Source organism: Halomicrobium sp. IBSBa, assembly GCF_017612575.1.
Taxonomy (GTDB): Archaea; Halobacteriota; Halobacteria; order Halobacteriales; family Haloarculaceae; genus Halomicrobium.
Map to the genome: position 1 here is coordinate 376,150 of NZ_JADPQC010000002.1, position 19,033 is coordinate 395,182.

General features: G+C 66.3%; 21 protein-coding genes and 1 pseudogene. 12 read left to right on the forward strand and 10 right to left on the reverse strand.

The genetic code is table 11. The annotated features are described in order from the left end of the window. Positions 1-178: 178 nt before the first annotated feature. Together IL252_RS08600 and IL252_RS08605 are read right to left on the reverse strand one after the other, a co-directional pair. Positions 179-442 carry a hypothetical protein gene (locus tag IL252_RS08600; protein WP_208627657.1) on the reverse strand — a complete coding sequence of 88 codons (264 nt, stop codon included), beginning with the start codon at positions 440-442 and terminating at the stop codon, positions 179-181. Between the two features lie 166 nt (positions 443-608). Then, positions 609-1,205, reverse strand: a pseudogene (locus IL252_RS08605) (IS6 family transposase). Positions 1,206-1,504: 299 nt separating this feature from the next. On the opposite strand from IL252_RS08605, the gene IL252_RS08610 reads away from it, so the two are divergent. Continuing rightward, the gene (locus IL252_RS08610) at positions 1,505-2,326 is read left to right on the forward strand and encodes a bacteriorhodopsin (RefSeq protein WP_208627658.1); all 822 of its coding nucleotides are present in this window, start codon (positions 1,505-1,507) and stop codon (positions 2,324-2,326) included. Between the two features lie 87 nt (positions 2,327-2,413). Here IL252_RS08610 and IL252_RS08615 read toward each other — a convergent pair whose 3' ends face one another. Further along, positions 2,414-2,587: a hypothetical protein gene (locus IL252_RS08615; protein WP_170093264.1), complete on the reverse strand. Its 174-nt coding sequence runs from the start codon at positions 2,585-2,587 to the stop codon at positions 2,414-2,416. A 193-nt stretch (positions 2,588-2,780) separates the two neighbouring features. On the opposite strand from IL252_RS08615, the gene IL252_RS08620 reads away from it, so the two are divergent. Both IL252_RS08620 and IL252_RS08625 read left to right on the forward strand, forming a co-directional pair. Next, a complete protein-coding gene (locus IL252_RS08620; RefSeq protein WP_208627659.1) occupies positions 2,781-4,259 on the forward strand; it encodes a DHH family phosphoesterase in 1,479 nt (492 codons plus the stop codon). A gap of 25 nt (positions 4,260-4,284) precedes the next feature. Then, positions 4,285-4,524, forward strand: coding sequence for a hypothetical protein (locus IL252_RS08625; protein ID WP_153552145.1), 240 nt, complete (start codon positions 4,285-4,287; stop codon positions 4,522-4,524). A gap of 5 nt (positions 4,525-4,529) precedes the next feature. Here the strand turns inward: IL252_RS08625 and IL252_RS08630 are convergent, their stop codons facing one another. The 4 genes from IL252_RS08630 to IL252_RS08645 form a co-directional block, all read right to left on the reverse strand. Next, a complete protein-coding gene (locus IL252_RS08630) occupies positions 4,530-4,937 on the reverse strand; it encodes a hypothetical protein (RefSeq protein WP_170093266.1) in 408 nt (135 codons plus the stop codon). After that, on the reverse strand, positions 4,934-5,620 hold the full coding sequence (locus IL252_RS08635) for an ATPase domain-containing protein (protein WP_015762035.1): 687 nt from the start codon (positions 5,618-5,620) through the stop codon (positions 4,934-4,936). The genes IL252_RS08630 and IL252_RS08635 overlap by 4 nt, the downstream gene beginning before the upstream one ends. Before the next feature lie 136 nt (positions 5,621-5,756). Further along, positions 5,757-5,999 (reverse strand): hypothetical protein, encoded by a 243-nt coding sequence (locus IL252_RS08640; protein ID WP_170093267.1) that lies wholly within the window; start codon positions 5,997-5,999, stop codon positions 5,757-5,759. Between the two features lie 85 nt (positions 6,000-6,084). Then, positions 6,085-6,987: an acyltransferase gene (locus IL252_RS08645; RefSeq protein WP_208627660.1), complete on the reverse strand. Its 903-nt coding sequence runs from the start codon at positions 6,985-6,987 to the stop codon at positions 6,085-6,087. 159 nt (positions 6,988-7,146) lie between these two features. On the opposite strand from IL252_RS08645, the gene IL252_RS08650 reads away from it, so the two are divergent. From IL252_RS08650 to IL252_RS08670, 5 genes are all read left to right on the forward strand, one after another. Next, positions 7,147-8,157: a CPBP family intramembrane glutamic endopeptidase gene (locus IL252_RS08650; RefSeq protein WP_170093269.1), complete on the forward strand. Its 1,011-nt coding sequence runs from the start codon at positions 7,147-7,149 to the stop codon at positions 8,155-8,157. A 156-nt stretch (positions 8,158-8,313) separates the two neighbouring features. After that, complete coding sequence (locus IL252_RS08655) at positions 8,314-9,378, forward strand: aldo/keto reductase (RefSeq protein WP_208627661.1); 1,065 nt, start codon at positions 8,314-8,316, stop codon at positions 9,376-9,378. An 81-nt stretch (positions 9,379-9,459) separates the two neighbouring features. Beyond that, a complete protein-coding gene (rnz, locus tag IL252_RS08660; protein ID WP_208627662.1) occupies positions 9,460-10,380 on the forward strand; it encodes a ribonuclease Z in 921 nt (306 codons plus the stop codon). 45 nt (positions 10,381-10,425) lie between these two features. Further along, positions 10,426-11,361 (forward strand): NAD(P)H-binding protein, encoded by a 936-nt coding sequence (locus tag IL252_RS08665; RefSeq protein ID WP_208627663.1) that lies wholly within the window; start codon positions 10,426-10,428, stop codon positions 11,359-11,361. Continuing rightward, positions 11,358-12,074 (forward strand): hypothetical protein, encoded by a 717-nt coding sequence (locus IL252_RS08670; RefSeq protein WP_153552137.1) that lies wholly within the window; start codon positions 11,358-11,360, stop codon positions 12,072-12,074. The genes IL252_RS08665 and IL252_RS08670 overlap by 4 nt, the downstream gene beginning before the upstream one ends. Here the strand turns inward: IL252_RS08670 and IL252_RS08675 are convergent, their stop codons facing one another. Beyond that, positions 12,075-12,248: a DUF5786 family protein gene (locus IL252_RS08675; RefSeq protein WP_015762043.1), complete on the reverse strand. Its 174-nt coding sequence runs from the start codon at positions 12,246-12,248 to the stop codon at positions 12,075-12,077. Positions 12,249-12,365: 117 nt separating this feature from the next. Between IL252_RS08675 and IL252_RS08680 the strand changes: the two genes are divergently transcribed. After that, entirely contained in the window at positions 12,366-13,361 is a 996-nt protein-coding gene (locus IL252_RS08680; RefSeq protein ID WP_208627664.1) for a DUF5784 family protein, read from the forward strand. A 574-nt stretch (positions 13,362-13,935) separates the two neighbouring features. Here IL252_RS08680 and IL252_RS08685 read toward each other — a convergent pair. Next, positions 13,936-15,663 (reverse strand): excinuclease ABC subunit C, encoded by a 1,728-nt coding sequence (locus tag IL252_RS08685; RefSeq protein WP_208627665.1) that lies wholly within the window; start codon positions 15,661-15,663, stop codon positions 13,936-13,938. 81 nt (positions 15,664-15,744) lie between these two features. Between IL252_RS08685 and IL252_RS08690 the strand changes: the two genes are divergently transcribed. Further along, positions 15,745-17,175: an APC family permease gene (locus tag IL252_RS08690; protein ID WP_208627666.1), complete on the forward strand. Its 1,431-nt coding sequence runs from the start codon at positions 15,745-15,747 to the stop codon at positions 17,173-17,175. Position 17,176: 1 nt separating this feature from the next. After that, positions 17,177-17,902: a universal stress protein gene (locus IL252_RS08695; protein WP_208627667.1), complete on the forward strand. Its 726-nt coding sequence runs from the start codon at positions 17,177-17,179 to the stop codon at positions 17,900-17,902. A 7-nt stretch (positions 17,903-17,909) separates the two neighbouring features. Here the strand turns inward: IL252_RS08695 and IL252_RS08700 are convergent, their stop codons facing one another. Beyond that, positions 17,910-18,491, reverse strand: a complete 582-nt coding sequence (locus IL252_RS08700) for a hypothetical protein (protein ID WP_208627668.1) — start codon at positions 18,489-18,491, stop codon at positions 17,910-17,912. A 128-nt stretch (positions 18,492-18,619) separates the two neighbouring features. Here IL252_RS08700 and IL252_RS08705 point away from each other — a divergent pair, with 128 nt between their 5' ends. Then, a complete protein-coding gene (locus tag IL252_RS08705; protein WP_208627669.1) occupies positions 18,620-18,997 on the forward strand; it encodes a hypothetical protein in 378 nt (125 codons plus the stop codon). Positions 18,998-19,033 lie beyond the last annotated feature (36 nt).

A 19,033-nucleotide genomic window follows, 5' to 3' on the forward strand; every position in this document is an offset into this window, starting at 1 on the left:
ACTACAGCGACGCCGGGACTAAAGGACAATCGGTTGTGTGTGACCCCTTCGGCGGGACACGCCGAGACGCCCGGCCGGGGTCGTCCCTACATCTCGCGCTGGAGCAGGAGACTGACCGTCTCGCCGGTCTTGTCGGTGATCGGGGCGGCGACGTCCCACCTATCCGCGCCGAGTTCGTTTAGCTCAAAATAAGAATAAGTAGATTATGTGATATTATACCAAAACCTCCAGTGAATATCATTGCTTGACTAACGGCAAACTGGTCATCGTCCCCGAATTGATAGAGAATTACACCAAAAATAACCGCAGCTATCCCAACCGTTTTGAGATCGAAAAGAAATGCTCGGCGGATGATCCCAAGGGCCAGTCCCAAAAGGAGGCCAACCTGAAGCGGCGGTTTAATTGACCCTCCGCCGAACGATCTGGATTCAGTCTTGCTCATGTTTTTCATGTAATTTCACAGTTGGATGAGCTTTTTGGCACTGCCTAGTTGAGGGTTTGAGGAATGAGCAGGCCGTAGCGAGAACTGATCATGGAACTCGCAGACCTGCTCAGAGAAACGTTAGAAACGGCCGATCAAGACGTTTGGACAACGAGCGCGGTAGTGTTTAGTTTGGAGCATTGTGCCAGTTGGCGAAGGCCCCGAGCCAATTTTCGGCTGTTTCTTGTTCAACGTGGCTAAAGCAGTTCGAAAAGGACGAGATACGGGGCTTCAGCTCTGGGAAGATTCGTTCGTCAGCATTCCGATTTCCGTGGCGAGATATCTGGAAACCGGAGTCCTGATCGTTGGAGTGGGGTCTGGAGGTGTTGAGCGTCGTCGACGAGGAAGATGGCAGCTTCGATGTCGTGTTTTTGCTGCAGTTCACGGAGAACAGATATCGGTGAGAACGGTGGCCGTCGTCGCAAAGACGCGGACGTGAAGCAAGTCGTTTGTGGGGGGATCTGCGGCGGCGTACAGCCAGAATTGCCGGTCGTTGATCCGAATCATGGTTTCGTCCAGCGCGACCTGATTCGGAGACCGACCAGAATCTGGCTGTCGATCGGCCTTCTGAACCCAGTCATAGATGACTTTCCGACTTCGTTGGACACCGAAAGGAGCGAGCAGATTGACGGTATTCGACAGTGAAAGTCCTGCTCAGTGCGATTGAATACCCAGCGCCGTCGCCGGTTCAGGTGTCGTCGCGCCCCACAAAATCCAAATCGATCTAGTCTTTACCACCGCTGAAGCGGCTGATTTCTGGCGTGGACACCAAGAAATCCGTCCGCCCCACTTTCCACGCTTAACTAAACACAACCCGGCTACCAGCGGCAAACGTCTTGTGGTGGTCCGTCACCGCGTTGTCGCCGACGGCTCCGTCCGCTGTGTGCTGCCCTTCCCGGAGACACGAGGACCACCTCGTCGCCATCGACGGGTAGCTCCGATCCCCGAACGGGAAAAATACGCGCCCGATACTGCCGGTTTGGTATCGCCTACTTAAGTCAGCCGGACGACACTGATACACACATGCCAGCAACCACCACCCTCTTGCAGGCCACACAGTCGGAGGCGGTCACGGCGATCGAGAACGACGTACTGTTGAGTTCGTCGCTGTGGGCGAACGTCGCCCTCGCCGGGCTGGCGATCCTGCTGTTCGTGTACATGGGACGCAACGTCGAGGCCCCGCGGGCGAAGCTCATCTGGGGGGCGACGCTGCTGATCCCGCTGGTGTCGATCTCCAGTTACCTCGGCCTGCTCTCGGGGCTCACCGTCGGATTCATCGAGATGCCGGCGGGACACGCACTGGCCGGCGAGGAGGTCATGAGCCAGTGGGGGCGCTACCTCACGTGGGCGCTGTCGACGCCGATGATCCTGCTGGCGCTGGGGCTCCTGGCGGACGTCGACGTCGGTGACCTGTTCGTCGTGATCGCGGCCGATATCGGCATGTGCGTGACCGGGCTGGCCGCGGCGCTGATCACGTCCTCCTACGGGCTCCGGTGGGCGTTCTACCTCGTCAGCTGTGCCTTCTTCCTCGTCGTGCTGTACGCCATCCTGGTCGAGTGGCCACAGAGCGCGACGGCGGCGGGTACCGACGAGATCTTCGGGACGCTGCGAGCCCTGACGGTGGTCCTGTGGCTCGGCTACCCGATCATCTGGGCCGTCGGTATCGAAGGGCTGGCGCTGGTCCAGTCGGTCGGGCTCACGTCGTGGGGGTACTCGGCGCTGGACATCGGCGCGAAGTACCTCTTCGCCTTCCTGCTGTTGCGCTGGGTCGCTGCGAACCAGGACGTCGTCGGACAGCCGACCCTCGGCACCCACTCCGACGGGACGGCCCCGGCCGACGACTAATCTGTCGGCCGGCACCGCTACAACTATTCGTCACGGACAGACAGCCGACGCGAGACGGCCCGTCGCGACCGTCTCGCCTACCCGCGACTACTCGGCGAAGTAGCTGGTGAAAAAGCCCGAGAGGAACGACGAGATGGCGACTGCCAGCGCCATGTCGCCCAGTCCCCACGGTCCGTCGTCGTCGTCGGCCAATGCGACCGTGACGCCGACGCTGACGACCAGTGAGACGATTCCGTTGACGAGGTGCTTTCCGAAACCCATACGCCCCCTTCGTCGGCCAGCGTCTCCACTCTTTCGCCGCTCGTCGGGAACCGTTCGCGGCTCCGAGTACGCGACACTCGTGCCAGACGACGGCCAGGGGGCTCCCACGCCACGGTCGGCGGTCGTCTCGCTGTCGTCTCTCGCGAGGAGTGGACCGGAGATTTAAACCCGATCAGGGACCAACCTCGCGCCGATGGGACCAGTTCCCGACCTCGACGACGCTGCGACCGCGTGCGCTCAGCGCCTCTGTCGCGCGGACCGCGTACTGTTGGCGTCACACATCGACGCCGACGGCCTGACCAGTGCCGCCGTCGCCTCGCTGGCACTGGAGCGGGCGGGGATCCCCTTCGAGGTTGTGTTCAAGAAGCAACTCGACGAGACCGAAATCGCCTCGATCGCCGCCCGCGAGTACGACACCGTCCTGTTTACCGACTTCGGCAGCGGGCAACTCGACGTGATCAGCGAGCACGAGCGAGCGGGCGACTTCGAGCCCGTGATCGCCGACCACCACCAGCCGGCCGTCGTCGACGGGCAGAGCCCGTCTGCCAGTGGAACGGAGTCCCGCGCTGCCGAGACGGAGTTTCACCTGAACCCGCTGCTCGTCGGCCTCGACGGGGCCTCGGAGCTGTCGGGTGCGGGCGCGAGCTACGTCCTCGCGCGGGCGCTGGCCGAGGTCGGCGAGACCGAGCCACCCGACGGGAACCGGGATCTGGCCGGCCTGGCCGTCGTCGGCGCTGTCGGCGACATGCAGGCCGTCGACGGCGAACTCGTCGGCGCGAACACCGACATCGTCGAGGAGGGCGTCGCGGCCGGCGTCCTCGAAGAGGGGACCGACCTGACGCTGTACGGCAAGCAGACCCGCCCGCTGCCGAAGCTACTGGAGTACGCCACGGAGGTCCCGATCCCCGGCATCTCCAACGACGAGGCCGGCGCGATCCGGTTTCTCGAATCGCTCGGGCTCGACCTGAAGCGGTCCGGCGAGTGGCGCACGTGGGCGGACCTCACCGACGACGAACGCCAGACCGTCGCCAGCGCGCTGGTCCAGCGGGCCGTCGAGCGGGGCGTGCCCGCCGACGACATCCAGACGCTGATCGGGACGACGTACACGCTGACCGAGGAGCCGACGGGGACGGAGCTGCGCGACGCCAGCGAGTTCTCGACGCTGCTGAACGCGACCGCCCGCTACGAGCGTGCCGACGTGGGCCTGGCGGTGTGTCGTGGCGACCGCGAGGCCGCGCTCGACCGCGCCCAGACGCTGCTCTCGAACCACCGGCGGAACCTCTCGGAGGGACTGACGCTGATCCAGGAGCGGGGCGTGACCCACGAGGACAACGTCCAGTGGTTCGACGCGGGCTCGGCGATCCGCGAGACGATCGTCGGTATCGTCGCCGGCATGGCGCTGGGGACGGCCGGCGTGGACGCCGACAAGCCGATCCTCGCGTTCGCCAGCAAGGACGACGACGAGACGAAAGTCTCCTCGCGCGGCACCGGCCCGCTCGTGGGGCGTGGCCTGGACCTCTCGACGGTGATGCGCGAGGCGGCTCGTTCGGTCGGCGGCGACGGCGGCGGCCACGACATCGCGGCCGGCGCGACTGTCCCGGCGGGCAAAGAGCAGGCCTTCGTCGACGCCGCCGACGAGATCGTGGCCGACCAGCTCGGCAACAAGAGCTAACTACCTGCCTCACCGAATGCGGGTGATGGACGAACGGGACGTCTTCGACCTGCTACTCGTCGTCGGGGTGTCGCTGGCCGCGTACGTCCACGTCTACGGGCTCGCCGATCCGCTCGCGACCGCCGACGAGATCGCGGCCCTGCTGCTCGCGCTGGACGTACGGATCTACCTCGTGCTCGGCAGCGTCACGGGCGTGTTCTTCGTCGCGTACCTCGTGGTGTATCTCCCACAGAAAGACACCAACCGTTCGGTCCGGCGCTCCTAAGAGCGTTAGCGATCGAGAAAGTCCGGCAGATCGAGCGCCTCGGTGCTGTCGACGTCTTGCCGATCGAGGAGTTCGGTCGGATCGAGCGCCGAGGGGAGCCCGTCGCGACCGCCGGTCGGGCGCTCGTCGGGGTCGACGAGGATCGTCTCGCCCTCGACGAGGTCGGCCCAGACCGCGTCGCCGTCGGCGTCCGTCGACTCGGCGGCCGCACGGGCTTCCTGGCGGCCCTCTCGGTAGGCGAGTTCGACCATGCTCCGGTTGTAGTTGGTCCCCATCTCGTCGTAGATGGCCTCCAGTTCCTCGCGGTTGTACTCGCCGAGTCGCTCTGCGACGCCGATGGCGTAGGCCCGCTCGGTGGCCTCGTCCTTGTCGAGGGCGTCCCACTCGTCGTACTCGGCGTGGTACAGGCTCATGATTCCACTTTCTCGCTCGGGTGGACCCGGAGACCGGTGTCGGAGAAGCTGATCCGGCGGATGTCACAGTCGATGGCGGTGCCCCGCATCTTGATGACCTGAAGCCCGCGGGTCATGCTTCCGCTGTCGAGGAAGTTGTGGAAGAAGACGACGCCGTGGGCGAGGTAGTGCTCGTCGGAGTACGACGTGGGGTCGGTCATCTCGGAGATGAGCAAGACGGTCGCGTCGGTCTGTTTCAGCGCCGAGAGAAAGCCGGTGATCTCTTCGGAGACGTCCGTCAGAAAGTGCTGGAGCAACATCGTCGAGTCGACGACGACCCGTTCGACGTTGTTCTGCTCGATGAAGGCGACGAGGCGACTCGTCAGTCCGCCCTCGGAACCGAACTGGGTGATCGTCCGCTTGCCGCTCTCGGTGACGAGGTTGAGAAACTGGATCGCGTCGGACTGCATCGCGCGGTCGAAGCCGAAGTCGTAGCCGGCCATGTCCTGCATCAGCTCCTCTTTGGTCTCGTGCATCGTCACGTAGAGGCAGTCCTCGCCCCGCTTGGCTCCCTGTGTGATGAACTGTGCGCTGAACGTCGTCTTGCCGCTCCCGGGCGGACCGCTGATCACGTAGAGCCGATTCTCCAGCAACCCACCTTCCACGAGTTCGTCGAATCCCGGCACACCACTCTCGAGTCGCATACCGCTAGTCACAGCGAATCACGTAATAGGTGTTTTCGCTCCGTTTTCACGCCTGATAACTCACAGACGTGAACCGAACGAAGGCGCGGGCGTCGACGGTCACGTCGGTCGGAGCGACGATGGCCGACCTCGTCGGTCACTGGAGACGGGCTCCACACTGCCGGCAGTAGACGAACGCCGGGTCGTCCTCGTTGTGCGTGCCACACTCGCGACAGCGACCGCCACCGGCAGCGGGGTCGACAGACGCCGGTGCGGCGGTGTCCACTCTGCTCGGCGTCGTGTCGGGCGCGGGATCGTCACGCTGGAAGTACCGGTAGAGCAGCAACTGCACCAGCCCGAACCCGAGGACGTACGCGACGAGCCAGAACACCACGTCCATACCGTGTGATTCGGTACCGAGGAACTTGGCTGTTTCGCCGAGTTCTCGGGAGTGATATTTCGACGGATCCCGTCGAACGGATTCCTCACCGATCGGGCGGGGACAGATCGCGACCGAACTCGTCGAACTGCGTGACGTCGTCGGGGACCGTCGTGTCGAGTTTGCGCTGGTCGCGCCGGTCGACGTTGGCACCGTCGAGCGAGTCGGCGACGGACTCCCAGCCGTCCTTGATGGCGACGCTCTCCGCGGGGGTGCCGGCCGCGATGTGGTGGGCGGGCACGTCGCGACTGACCGACGACTTGGCCGCGAGAATCGAGTTCTCGCCCAGTCGGACGCCGGCCCGGACCATCGAGTCGTAGGTGACCCGAGCGTCGTCTTCGACGATCGTGTGGTAGTTGTCGACGTGGGTCTGGTCGACCGAATCGTGGTCGTGGGTGTAGACGTGGGCGTCGTCGGAGATGGAGACGCGGTCACCGATCGTCAACCGTCCGCGGTCGTCCAGGTGTACGTCGTCGTGGATCACGACGTTGTCACCGACGGTGATGTTGTGGCCGTAGGTGAACGTGATCCCCTTGAAAAATCGACAGCCGTCGCCGACTTCCTCGAAGAGGTGCTCCGCGATCATCCGGCGAAAGCGCAGCGCGAACTCGACGTTGTCGGCCATCGGCGTCGCGTCGAACTGCCGCCAGAGCCACTGGAGGTACTTCGACTCGGTGAACGCGTCCTCGTCTTTCTCCGCGTAGTACTCGCTCTCCAGGGTCGCGTTACAGGGGTCGTACCCCTGCAGACGGACCCGTTCGGCCGGCGACACGTCCTCGCCCGACTGCCATCGCTCGTAGGCCTCCCGGTCGCCGTGGAGGTCGACGAGTACGTCCTCGACGACGTCGCAGGTGTCCTCGTCGCTCGCGAGGCGCTCGTCGACCTCGGAGATGAACGCGCGCAGTCCCTCCTCGGCCAGCGGCGGCAGCGAGACGTGGCGCTTCGTCATACTGCGAGGATAGCGATGCCCGCTGATATGGGTTTCCGTTGCGTCGCCGTTACCGCCGAGTAACCCGGCGACGTAGCCGTAACGTGGCGATTGGGCCCGAAGAATGTGGGGTTCCGAGAAGGGGAGCTACTTTGCCCTCGCCGCCCGCACCGTCGGCCAATGGCGCGATCGGATCTCATCATGGACGTACGCCGCGTGCTCGTGAACCCGCAGGAACGACGCCTGCGAGCGGGGTGGCGACTGCTCGTCGGACTGCCGGTGCTCCTGTTCGTGCTGGCGGTCGCGGGCGTCGGTCAGCGGGCGTTACAGGCCGCACCGCTCACGGTGCCAGTGCTCGCGGGCGGGGCCGTCCTGGCGGGGGCGCTGTTGTCCTACGGTGCCGGGACGGGCACGCTGATCGGGCTCTCGTGGTGGCTCGGCGGGCGGACCCTCGCGGGACTGGGACTGGGCGGCGACGGCTGGTGGCGCAACCTCGGGTTCGGACTCCTCGTCGGGGTCGCGATGACGACGACGATCTTCCTCGTCGAGTTGAGCCTGGGGCTGATCGCCGTCGACGGCGTGCTCGTCGCGAGACAACCGAACCAGCTCGGCGTCGCCCTGCCGGCGCTGGTCGCCGTTCCCGTCACGCTCCTCTTTTTCGTCGGTGTCGGCGTCTTCGAGGAGGTGCTGACGCGTGGCTACCTCCTGAACAACGTCGCCGAGGGACTGAGCGGTGTCGGACCGATCGGCAAGCGGGGCGCGATCGCGGTTGCGGCGGCCCTGACCAGCGCCGTCTTCGGCCTGTTGCACCTGACAAACCCCAGCACGACGCTGTTCTCGACGCTCAACATCACCGTCGTCGGCCTGTTTTTCGCCGCGACCTACGTCGTCACCGACGATCTGGGCATCCCGATCGGGATCCACATCACGTGGAACTTCTCGCTGTCCTCGCTGTACGGCTTCCCAGTCAGCGGACTCGCGATGCCGGGGACCGTCCTCTCGGTCCGCCAGACCGGTGCCGACGTAGTGACCGGTGGCACGTTCGGCCCGGAGGGCGGACTGATCCTCTATCTCGGGCTCGCGGTCGGGATCGCGCTCACCTGGTGGTGGGTCCGCCGAGTGGACGGCCCAGTGCGTTTCCGGACCGACATCGCCGACCCCGATCTGCGCGATCCGCCCCGGCCCGAGTGATACTGCCGGCTGTCACTGTTGGGAGCGATTCGCGACCACGGGGTCGCAACATTCGTGACAGACGTACGGCCGGCAGTATGAGACCCAAGCAGCGCCGGTGTCCTCGGGTGTGCCGGGACCAAGAGGGCTAAGTACGCGCATCCGTAACGTCGGAACATGAACGAGCGGGAACTCGGAACGTCTGGCGTCGAGGTTTCGGAGATCGGTTTCGGGGCCTGGGTCGTCGGCACCGACTGGTGGGGCGACCGCAGCCGCGACCAGGCCATCGAGATGGTCCAGCACGCCATCGACCAGGGCGTCACCTACTTCGACACCGGCGACGTGTACGGCCACGGGGCGAGTGAGGAACTGATCGGCGAGGCGCTGTCCCAGCACCGCGAGGACGTGACGGTCTCGACGAAGGTCGGCTACGACTTCTACAACAACCCACAGGCCGGCCACGGCGAACTCCCCAAGCGGATCGACGGCGAGTGGATCCGCGAGGCGTTGGACAACTCTCTTGAGCGACTCGACATGGACTACGTCGACCTGCTCATGTTGCACAACGCCAACGCCGACGAGGTCGACGCGGACGTGCTGGCGACGCTCGACGAGCTCCGAGAGGAGGGCACAGTCGAGGCGATCGGCTGGGCGCTCGGCCCCTCGATCGGCTGGCTGGCCGACGGCGACGCCGCTGTACAAAACGAGTTCGACGCCCTCCAGACGGTCTTCAACATGTTCGAGCAGGTGCCGGGCCAGCACTTCCTCGACACCATCCGGGAACTGGACGCCGACACCTCCGTCATCGCCCGCGTGCCCCACTCCTCGGGACTGCTCAACGAGCAGGTCACGCCCGACACCGAACTCGGCGAGGGCGACCACCGCTCTCACCGCCCGACCGAGTGGTACGAGACCGGCTGGGAGAAAGTCGACAGCGTCCGGTTCCTCGAAGACCCAGACCACGCCGACGGCCAGCGAACGATGGCCCAGGCCGCCCTCCAGTGGCTCCTGTACCACGACGAAGTCGCGAGCGTCACGCCGACGTTCCGGACCGCCGCCGACATCGACGAGTGGGCTGGCGCGCCGGCCACCCCGGCGCTGTCCGACGCGGAGTACGAGCGCGTCCAGGAGCTGTACGCGGACAACTTCGGCATCGATCGCGACGACGGGATGGACCAGCTTCGCTCCTCCGTCGGCGGCGAGGACTTGGACGAGACGGGGACGGCTCCGGCCGACGACTGATCGGCGGGCTTCTCCCCCGCGGACCCACGGAGCGTTTCGAAATTCGACACGGGTTTATCCACGCTCACCCAGAACCAGAGCATGCGCGTGACGTTTCTCGGAACGAGCGGAGCGGTGCCGACGACGGAGCGCAACCCCAGCGCGCTCTTCGTCAACAGAGACGGTGACAAGCTCCTGTTCGACTGCGGTGAGGGGACCCAGCGCCAGATGATGCGCTTTGGGACCGGTTTCGCCGTCGACCACCTCTTCGTCACGCACACCCACGGCGACCACGTGCTGGGGATCTCCGGCCTCCTCCAGACGTTCGACTTCAACGACCGCGAGGAGCCCCTGGCGATCCACGCCCCCGCCGGGACGCGAGGCACCATCGAAGACCTCGTCTCGGTCACCGGCGACACGCCCTCGTTCCCGGTCCGGATCACGCAGGTCTCGGCGGGCGATACCGTACTCGACGGCGACGGCTACGACGTGCGGGCGATCCGCACCCAGCACCGCTGTCAGTCGGTCGGCTACGCCGTCGTCGAGGACGACCGCAAGGGCCGGTTCGACCGCGAGAAAGCCGAGGAGCAACTCGGGATCGAGCCCGGCCCGAAGTACTCGAAGCTCCACCGCGGCGAGCCGGTCGAACACGAGGGCCGGACGATCCAGCCCGAGGAAGTCGTCGGTCCGGACCGACCCGGCCGGACGCTGGTCTACACCGGCGACACCCGCCCGACCGACGCCGTCGTCGAAGCCAGCGAGGACGCCGACCTGCTGGTCCACGACGCCACCTTCGCCGACGACTGGGCGGAGCGAGCGCGCACGACGGCACACGCGACCGGCCGCGAGGCCGGCGAGGTCGCACAGGAGGCCGGCGCGAAGCGACTCGCGCTCACCCACATCTCGACGCGTTACGGCGGCAACCCCCGGCCGATCCTCGACGACGCCCGCGAGGCCTTCGACGGCGAGGCCTTCGTCCCCGACGACGGCCGCCGGATCGACGTGCCCTTCCCCGACGAGTGAGGGGGCAGGCCCAACAGTTACGGTAGCCTGGCACACAGTAGGACCATGCACGTTCTGGTCACCGGTGCGACCGGCTTCGTCGGCGGGAACCTCGTGCCCGCGTTGCTGGAGCGGGGCCACGAGGTCCGGGCACTCGTTCGGGATCCGACGGGGTACGACGGCCCCGACGGGGTCGAGGTCGCCGTCGGCGACCTGCTGGAACCGGGCAGTTTCGACGACGCGCTCGACGGGATCGACGCCGCGTACTACCTCGTCCACTCGATGCGGGCCGGCGAGGACTTCGAGGAGCGCGACCGGACCGCGGCGCGGAACTTCGCCGACGCGGCCAGCGAGGCGGGCGTCGACCGCGTCGTCTACCTCGGCGGCCTCGGTGAGGAGACAACGAAGCTCTCCTCGCACCTCGAATCGCGACGGGAGGTCGAACAGCTGTTGCGAGACGGCGACTACGACCTGACGACGCTGCGGGCGGCGATCATCATCGGCGACGGCTCGGCGAGCTTCGAGATGGTGCGCCAGATGGACCGCCGGCTGCCGGTGATGACGACGCCACAGTGGGTCGAGACGCCCAGTCACCCCATCGCCATCGACGACGTGATCGCCTACCTCGTCGGGGTACTGGACGTGCCCGAGACCGCGGGCGAGACCTACGACATCGGCGGGCCGGAGGTACTTTCCTACGCGGAGATCCTCAAGCGGACCGGCAAGGTGATGGGCACCGGCGAGCCCTACATCATCCCGATCCCGGTCCTCTCGCCGCGGCTGTCCTCGTACTGGATCGGCTTCGTCACCGACGTGCCCACCAGCGTCGCACGGCCGCTGATCGAGGGGCTGAAAAATCCCGTCGTCGCCAACGACGAGCCGATCCGCGAACTGCTGCCCGTCGAGTTGACGCCGTTCGAGACCGCGGTCGAGCGGGCACTGGGCCAGCGCGAGGCCCGGCTGGCCGTCGAGCAGCTCCCGGCGGAGGTCCGGTCCCGGTGAGCGAGGACCCGCGACCGCTCCGGTACGGAGAGACGTGGGTCTACGAGAGCATCGTCGGGGCGCTACCGGGGATCAGCCTGCCGGCGTGGGCCGCCGTCGCCATCCAGTTGCTCGTCTTCGAACTCGGCGTGCTCGTTCTGGCGGCGTACTACGACCTCTGGGCGGCCGCGGTCGCCGGCACGGCGGCGGTCGTCGTCGCCGCGATCGGCAGCGTCGAGATGCTGCGGATCGGGACGCTGGTCCGTCGGATCGACGTTCCCGGCGACTACCGCGACCTCCTCTTTAGCTCGAACGTCGAGGTCGTCCTCTCGGTGCTCGCCTACATCGCGCTGGTGACCCACCTGTTCGTCTTCGATCCCCAGCAGGGCGGGGAGACGCTGGTCGGGCGACTGTTCGGCCCAGACCAGCCGATACTGGTCGTCTACCTGATGTTGCTGGTGCTGTGGGACGTGTGTTACCGGATCGGCACCGGCTGGTGGGCCGCGATCACGTCGCTGTGGCGGTCGGCACGCTACCGGTTCGACCCGGAGACCGCCGCCGTGTTGCGCCGGGCGGACCTGGAGATCCTCGGGTTCGGACTGCTCCAGCTCGTGTTGGTCCCATTCGTCCTGGAGTTTCGGGTACTGCTCGCGGCCGTCGTGGCACACGTCGTCGCGGTGACGGTCGTGATGTCACTGTCGGTGTTTCTGCTCGGCCGACAGACGACGGCGTAGCTACGAGGATTTGATCTGCTCGAACTGATCGAGCAGTTCTTCGGTCGAATCGCTGGAGTCGTACTCGACTTCGCCGTGGTACGCTGTCCGGTCGTCGTCTTCGCTCAGATCGACGTCGCTGTTCTTGCGCTCGCGGCGTTCGTGTTCGTCTTCGTCATATGCGCCCATCGACATTGCTTACCACACTCAATGTAATGTGGTAGTAGTTATCAATGTAACGGTCGGCTGAAATACTGTTGACAGTTGCGCCCATGCAGAACCCTCAAACGGGCTGGGCGCGTACGGTGATCCGTGGCAGGCCCGATTCGATTCCGACACTCGTCCGAACGCTGGAACGCGGGACGAGTACACGACGCCCTCTACCAGCCCCTCGACGCGAAGTTCGGCGCGACCATGGCCGATCCGTGGTACCGCCCGCCCGACGGCTACGAAGCGCGCCGCATCGCGATGGACAACGGCGACCTCGCGCTGTTCTGTTGGTCCGACGCCGACGCCTACTGGCTGGGCAACACCGAGACGCCGAAGACGCTGTGGCGGACGAACAAGTGTACTTTCGAGGAAGCATCACACGGGGTCGCCCGCTGGGGGAAGCGCGAACTGCTCGCCCAGCTCGAACAGGAGGACCCGTGGCTGGCCGAATACGACCACCTGGCGTGGTTCTTCCTGCCGGTCTTCTTCTCGAAGGACGGCCGGGAGTCGACGCGAGCGTTCTTCCGGGACCACGCCGGTGGGTTCCCCGACGCCGACCGCGAGGCGGCGCTGTCTTTCTACGAGGAGCTGCTCTCGACGGGGCTGCTCGACGACCACCGCTACACGATGGCGAGCAAGCTCGGGACCAGCGATGGCGTCGACCTGACCAGAATGCAGGCGACGATGGGCGAGTTCAACGCCGCCAAGCTGCTCGCCGACGCGGGCCACGACTTCGAGCCCGAGGTCGAACTGGGGTCGGGCCACGCGCTGGACTTCCAGGTCGACGACATCCTCGTCGAGGTGACCCGTCCCCAGCCGACGAACCGCCGCAAGATCGACTCGCCGATCCACGCGGTCAAGGCCAGCGGCGACGCCAAGACCCGCGACCAGATCGCGATCCACGGCAACGCCGCGCTGTTCGTCGACTGCTCGTCGTTCCCCGACGACGACTGGCGACGCATTCTCGGCGAGCGCCCAGACGTGGGCCACGAACCCGCCGTCGTCTTCCGGATGCGACCGGACGGCACGACCGAGGGGTACGCGAAGGGGACCTTGCACCTGGACGTGGCCGGCGAACTCGAACGGCCGGCCCGGTAGAGAAGTGGCTCATTACGGCCTGAAACCGGAAAAGCGTGAGCCGAGGAAGACAGATAGGCATATACACAGCTTGCAGTCTTTGGTGCTGGGAATGTCCCGTGACGATCGATGGGTCCTGCGCCGTGCAGGAATCGAAGGTGATTCTCGATCTACGAGCCCGTACGAAAATATTACATCAGGATGATACGAACGTCCAGATTGATGTCAGAGACTCTCCACAACATGTACGATCCCGACGTTCGAGCATTGTGGACTACCCTACTGGGTTCAACGTTCATATTGGCGCTATTTCTGATAGACCTTGACCTCTCCAATCCATATTTTGTGGTTGGTATACTCGTCACTGGTCTCGTTGTCGCGTTTTCGGCTACTATCCTGATCCGGGAAGTAGGCAACTATAGTAACAATTGAAACGATTTACACACCGATCGCACTGCTGTCGTGCGATCGGGTGTGCATTGATTTTCAATGGCTACTATAGCTGGATCAGTGCAGAATACCCATCTTACGGAAGTCACTCTCCCCGGTACAACGCTGTAGAACGCCGTTCGTCGTCTCGATCCTCAAAAAACGTTCACGACAGTCGCGACTGGAGCGTCGCCGCGGTCGCTTCGCCGACGCCCTCGACGGCCAGCAGCTCCTCGGTCGAGGCGGTTCTGACGTTGTCGACGCTCCCGAAACGCCTGAGCAGTCGCTTGCGGGTCTCGGGACCGACGCCGGGGACCTCGTCCAGCGCCGTCGCGACCTCGTCGCGGACGGTCTGGTGGTACTGGACGGCAAAGCGGTGGGCCTCGTCGCGCACTCGCTGACAGAGGTGGAGCTTCGGGTCGTCGTCGTCCCAGTCGCGGGTGCCGGTGGGAGTCACGACCAGCTCCTCGTCCTTGGCGAGCGCGACGGCCGGCACGTCCCAGCCGGTCTCGGCCAGCGCGTCCCGCGCCGCGCCGAGCTGGCCGTCGCCGCCGTCGATCAGGAGGAGGTCGGGGTCGGGGCGGTCGTCCCGCCCCTCGATCGCTCGCTCGGCCCGCCAGCGAACCAGCTCCCGCATGTTGGCGTAGTCGTCGTTGCGCTCCGTGAGCTTCTTGCGGCGGTAGTCGCGCTTGGCGGCGTCGCCGTCGACGAAGGTGACGTTCGACCCGACGACGGCCCGCCCCTGTGCGTGGCTCACGTCGAACCCCTCGATCCGGTCGGCGGCGTCGATCGAGAGCGCGTCGGCCAGCGCGGCGGTGTCGTCGCGTGCCGGGCCGCCACGGCGGGCGTTCTTCAGCGCGAGATCGACCAGCGTCGCCTCGCGTCCCGCACCGGGGACGCGCACGTCGACGCCCTCGCCCGCGAGCCACTCGACGACGTCCTCGCCGGGGCGTTCCGAGCACAGCACCGCCTCCGGAAACTCGCGTTCGGCGTAGTACTGGGTGATAAACGCCGAGAGGACCTCGCCGACGCCGTCGCCGTCGGGCGCGTCGAGCCCGTGGCGCTCGCGATCGACCAGCTGGCCGTCGGCGGCGTGCAGGCGGGCGACGGTCGCGCGTTCGCCCTCGCGGACGGCTCCCAGTACGTCGACGGCCCGCTCGTCGCGGGTCGTCTGGACCGCGTCGTCGGCGTCGCCGTGGAACGCCTCGACGGCTTCGAGCTTGTCCCGGCAGTTGGCCGCGCGCTCGAACTCCTGGGCCTCCGACGCGGCGGCCATCTCCCGGCGGAGCGGATCGGCCAGCACGCCGGTCTCGCCGCCGAAAAAGCGCTCGACGCTCGCCACGTCTTCTGCGTAGTCGGCGGGACCGATCTCGCCGGTACAGGGCGCGGTGCAGAGCCCCATCTCGTAGTCCAGACACGGCCGGTCGCGGCCCTCGTACTTGTGGTCGGAACACCCCCGGAGGCCGTAGGTCTCGCGCAGGGCCTTGACGACGGTCTCGACCCGGCCTTTGTCGGTGAACGGGCCGTAGACGGTCGCGCCCTCGTCGGGGTCGCGGGTGACCTCGATCCGGGGCACCGGGTGGTCGGTGAGCTGGACGAGCGGATACGACTTGTCGTCTTTGAGCCGGACGTTGTACGGCGGCTGGTGGCGCTTGATCAGGTTCGCCTCCAGCAAGAGCGCCTGCGTCTCCGTGTCGGTGACGCTGAACTCGATCGACTCGGCGCGCTCGACCATCTGTGCGATTCGCGCGGACCGCGGGTCGGCGTAGGAGCGGACCCGGTCGCGCAGGTCGACTGCCTTGCCGACGTACAGCACGCGATCGGCGACGAAGTGGTAGACCCCGGGCTCTCGGGGCAGGGCGTCGGCGGCCTCGCGGACCCCGGTCGCGTCCATCGCAGTGTCGTTGGCACTGGGCGGCTTTGAACGTCACGCACCGGGACCAGATTTATCAGCTATCTGGGAGACAGTCCACGTATGGGCGAGCCTGGTCCGGGAGACGAGGCGAGCGGTGCGAACGTCGACGGGGAGTCACCGACGGCACCACCGGAGCGAGTGACCGACGAGACGACGGTCCACGACGACACCGAACTGGAGCGGACGATCGGTCTGGTCGGCGGACTCGCCATCGGGATCGGGACCATGATCGGAGCGGGGATCTTCGTCTTTCCCGGCCTCGCCGCACAGAACGCCGGGCTGGCGGCCACGCTCTCCTTTGCCATCGGCGGCGTCGTCGCGCTCCTGGTGGCGCTGCCGACCTCGGAGCTGGCCACGGCGATGCCCCGCAGCGGTGGGGGCTACTACTTCATCTCTCGGGGGCTGGGGACGGCCTACGGCTCGGTCGTCGGGCTGGGGCTGTGGCTCGGGCTGGTGTTTGCCTCGGCGTTTTACCTCGTCGGTCTCGGCCACTACGCGACCGCCGTCCTCGCGGAAGTCGGCGTCGTCCTCTCGGTGAATCCGGTCATCGCCGTCGGGCTGGTGTTCGGCGTCGCGCTGACCGCGCTGAGTATCGGCGGGACCGAGAACACGGCGACGCTGCAAAACGCCGTGGTCGGCATCTTGCTCGTCGTGTTGACCGTCTTTCTCACCTACGGCGTCCTCGACGCGGTCGGCGTCTTCGGCAGAGAGAGCGCCCCGGAGCAGTTCTTCTCACAGGGGATCTTCCCGGCGGTGTTCTCGACGGCCGCCCTCGTGTTTACGTCCTACCTCGGGTTCGCACAGGTCGCGACCGTCGCGGGCGAGATCAAGGACCCGGAGCGAAACCTCCCGCTCGCGATGGTCGGCTCGGTCGTGATCGTCACCGTCTTCTACGTGGTGACGATCTTCGTCGCGACGAGCGCGTTCGGAGCCGAGCAGCTCGGTCGGTTCGGGGAGACGGCGATGGTGGAGGTCGCTCGGGACTTCCTGGGCGTGCCCGGTGCGATCGCGATCCTCTTTGCCGGCCTGCTGGCGACGTTTTCGAGCGCGAACGCTTCGATCCTCAGTGCGTCACGGGCCGTGTACGCACTGAGCCGGGACGCCCTGTTGCCCCGCAAGGCCAGCGAGATCAACCTCCGGTACGGAACGCCCCACGTGGCGCTGCTGGCCGCCGGTGGCCCCATTCTCGTGCTCGTCGCCACCGGGCAGGTAGAGCTACTGGCGGAGGTCGCCTCGTTCCTCCATCTCGTCATGTACGCGTTGCTGTGTGTCGCGTTACTCGTGTTGCGACGGCGAGATCCCCCCTGGTACACGCCCAGCTACACGGTCCCCGGCTACCCGGTCGTGCCGGCACTGGGCGCGCTCGCGAGTGTCGCACTGATCGCGTTCATGCAACCGGCCTCGATCGTGATCGGGGTCGCGATCATGGTCGTCTCGTACGGCTGGTACCGGTACTACGCCGGTGACGTATCCCTCAAAGGAGCTGTCTAACATGACCAGACCACCGATACTCGTCCCGATCCGCGTACTGGAAGGCGAACCGATTCCCGACGGCGTGCCCGAACTGCTCGCGAACGCCCACGTCGTATTGCTGGGATATCACGTCGTACCCGAACAGACTGCCCCCGGTCAGGCCCGGCTGCAGTTCGAGGACCGGGCGACCGAGCGCCTCGACGAGTTCGAGTCGCTGTTCGAGAGCGTCGGCGCGACCACGGAGCGACGCCTCGTCTTCACCCACGACGGCCAGCAGACGATCGACCGAACGATCGCGGAACACGACTGTCTGGCCGTCCTCGTCCCGAACTCGACTCGGCCGCCCGAGGACGTCCTCGTCGCGGTCCGGGGCACGGTCGGCGTCGACCGCCTCGTCCGCGTCGTCGCCGGGCTGTTCGCGGAGAGCGAGGTCGGCGTGACGCTGTATCACGTCGCGGCCGACGGGGAGACCGACGAGGACAGCCAGACGCTTCTGGACGGACTCACCGACCGGCTGGCAGAGCAGGGCGTCGAGCCGTCGCGCCTCGAAACGGCGGTCGACCGCGACGTGTCGCCACTGGACGCGATCGTCGAGACGGCCGCCGAGTTCGACGCCGTCGTCATGGGCGAGTCCGACCCGTCGCTCTCGACGTTCGTCTTCGGGATGCCGACCGACCAGGTCGCCGACCGATTCCTCGGCCCGGTCCTCGTCGTCCAGCGCAGCCCCGAGACGGACGATCGGTGACGCCCGCTCACGACTCGCCCTGCGGGAGGATCACGGACTCCAGTCGCGCGGCGACCGCGGCGGCGTCGTCCGGCGCTGGCAGCCGCAGGTCCTCCTCGTCGCCGGCCACGGAGACGACGAGTTCGGCCTCGCGCGACCAGGCGTAGACGCCCAGCACGATCGCCCCGAACAGCAGTGCCAGCGCACCGAAAAGCGTCAGTAGCTCGTCCAGCTGGGCCATCAGCGAGAGGAACGTCTGGAGCAGTCCCAGCATGCCGCCCATCCCGACCTGTCCCGCGCTGGCCCCGATCTCGATGCCCTCGACCATCGAGTCGAGGCTCACCGTCTGGCCCGCGACCAGCAACACGCCACCGACGACCAGCGCCTTGATCGCCCGCTCCAGAAACGCCCACTCGCCGCTGGTCGCGGCGGCGACGCCGACGACGTTCGGGCGATCCACGTCCCGAAAGTTCGCCCCGTCGCCGCCGGGCGTAAACACCAGCACGCGGTGAGACGTGACCACGACGCCCCCCTCCCCGATCCGGACCCGCTCGATGGACTCTTCCCCGTCGTACAGGAGTTCGTCGGCCCGGTCGAGCCAGCCAGTCATTGTCGGCCGTTTGCGAGCGGCCGGTATGAATCTGCTGGCGGGAGTACCAGAATCGAGAACGGGCGTCGTGATCGATCAACGATCTGGAACAGGACGACATCGACGGGGCCAGAGAGAACCTCGGCGAGATGGAAGCACACATCCAGCGTGCCGCGTTCGACAGCGCACAGTCCGTGCCCGACAAGAAGCTCGACCAGTACTTCAACGAGCGAGTGGCACCGACCCTGTACACGATCACCCGACTGGACGCCCCGAGCAAGGCAGAGAGCGAGCGACGCCTCCAGACCATCCGAGAGCAGATGGTCAAAGGGCGCGAGAAGAAGGCCAAGTCGATGGAAGAGAGCGTGAAAGCGTTCAAAGTCGCCGACGATCACATCTCGAAGCTACTGCAAGAGCTCCCCTCGCGCCGGGAGGTCCAGTACCGGCTCATCATCTTCGGCGGCGTCTTCGTGTCGGTCGTCGCGTTGCTGTTGACGATCGCCTCGTTCAACGTCGGCGTCCTGTGAGGCCGCCGGACCCACAGGCCCTAAACCGTCGGCGGC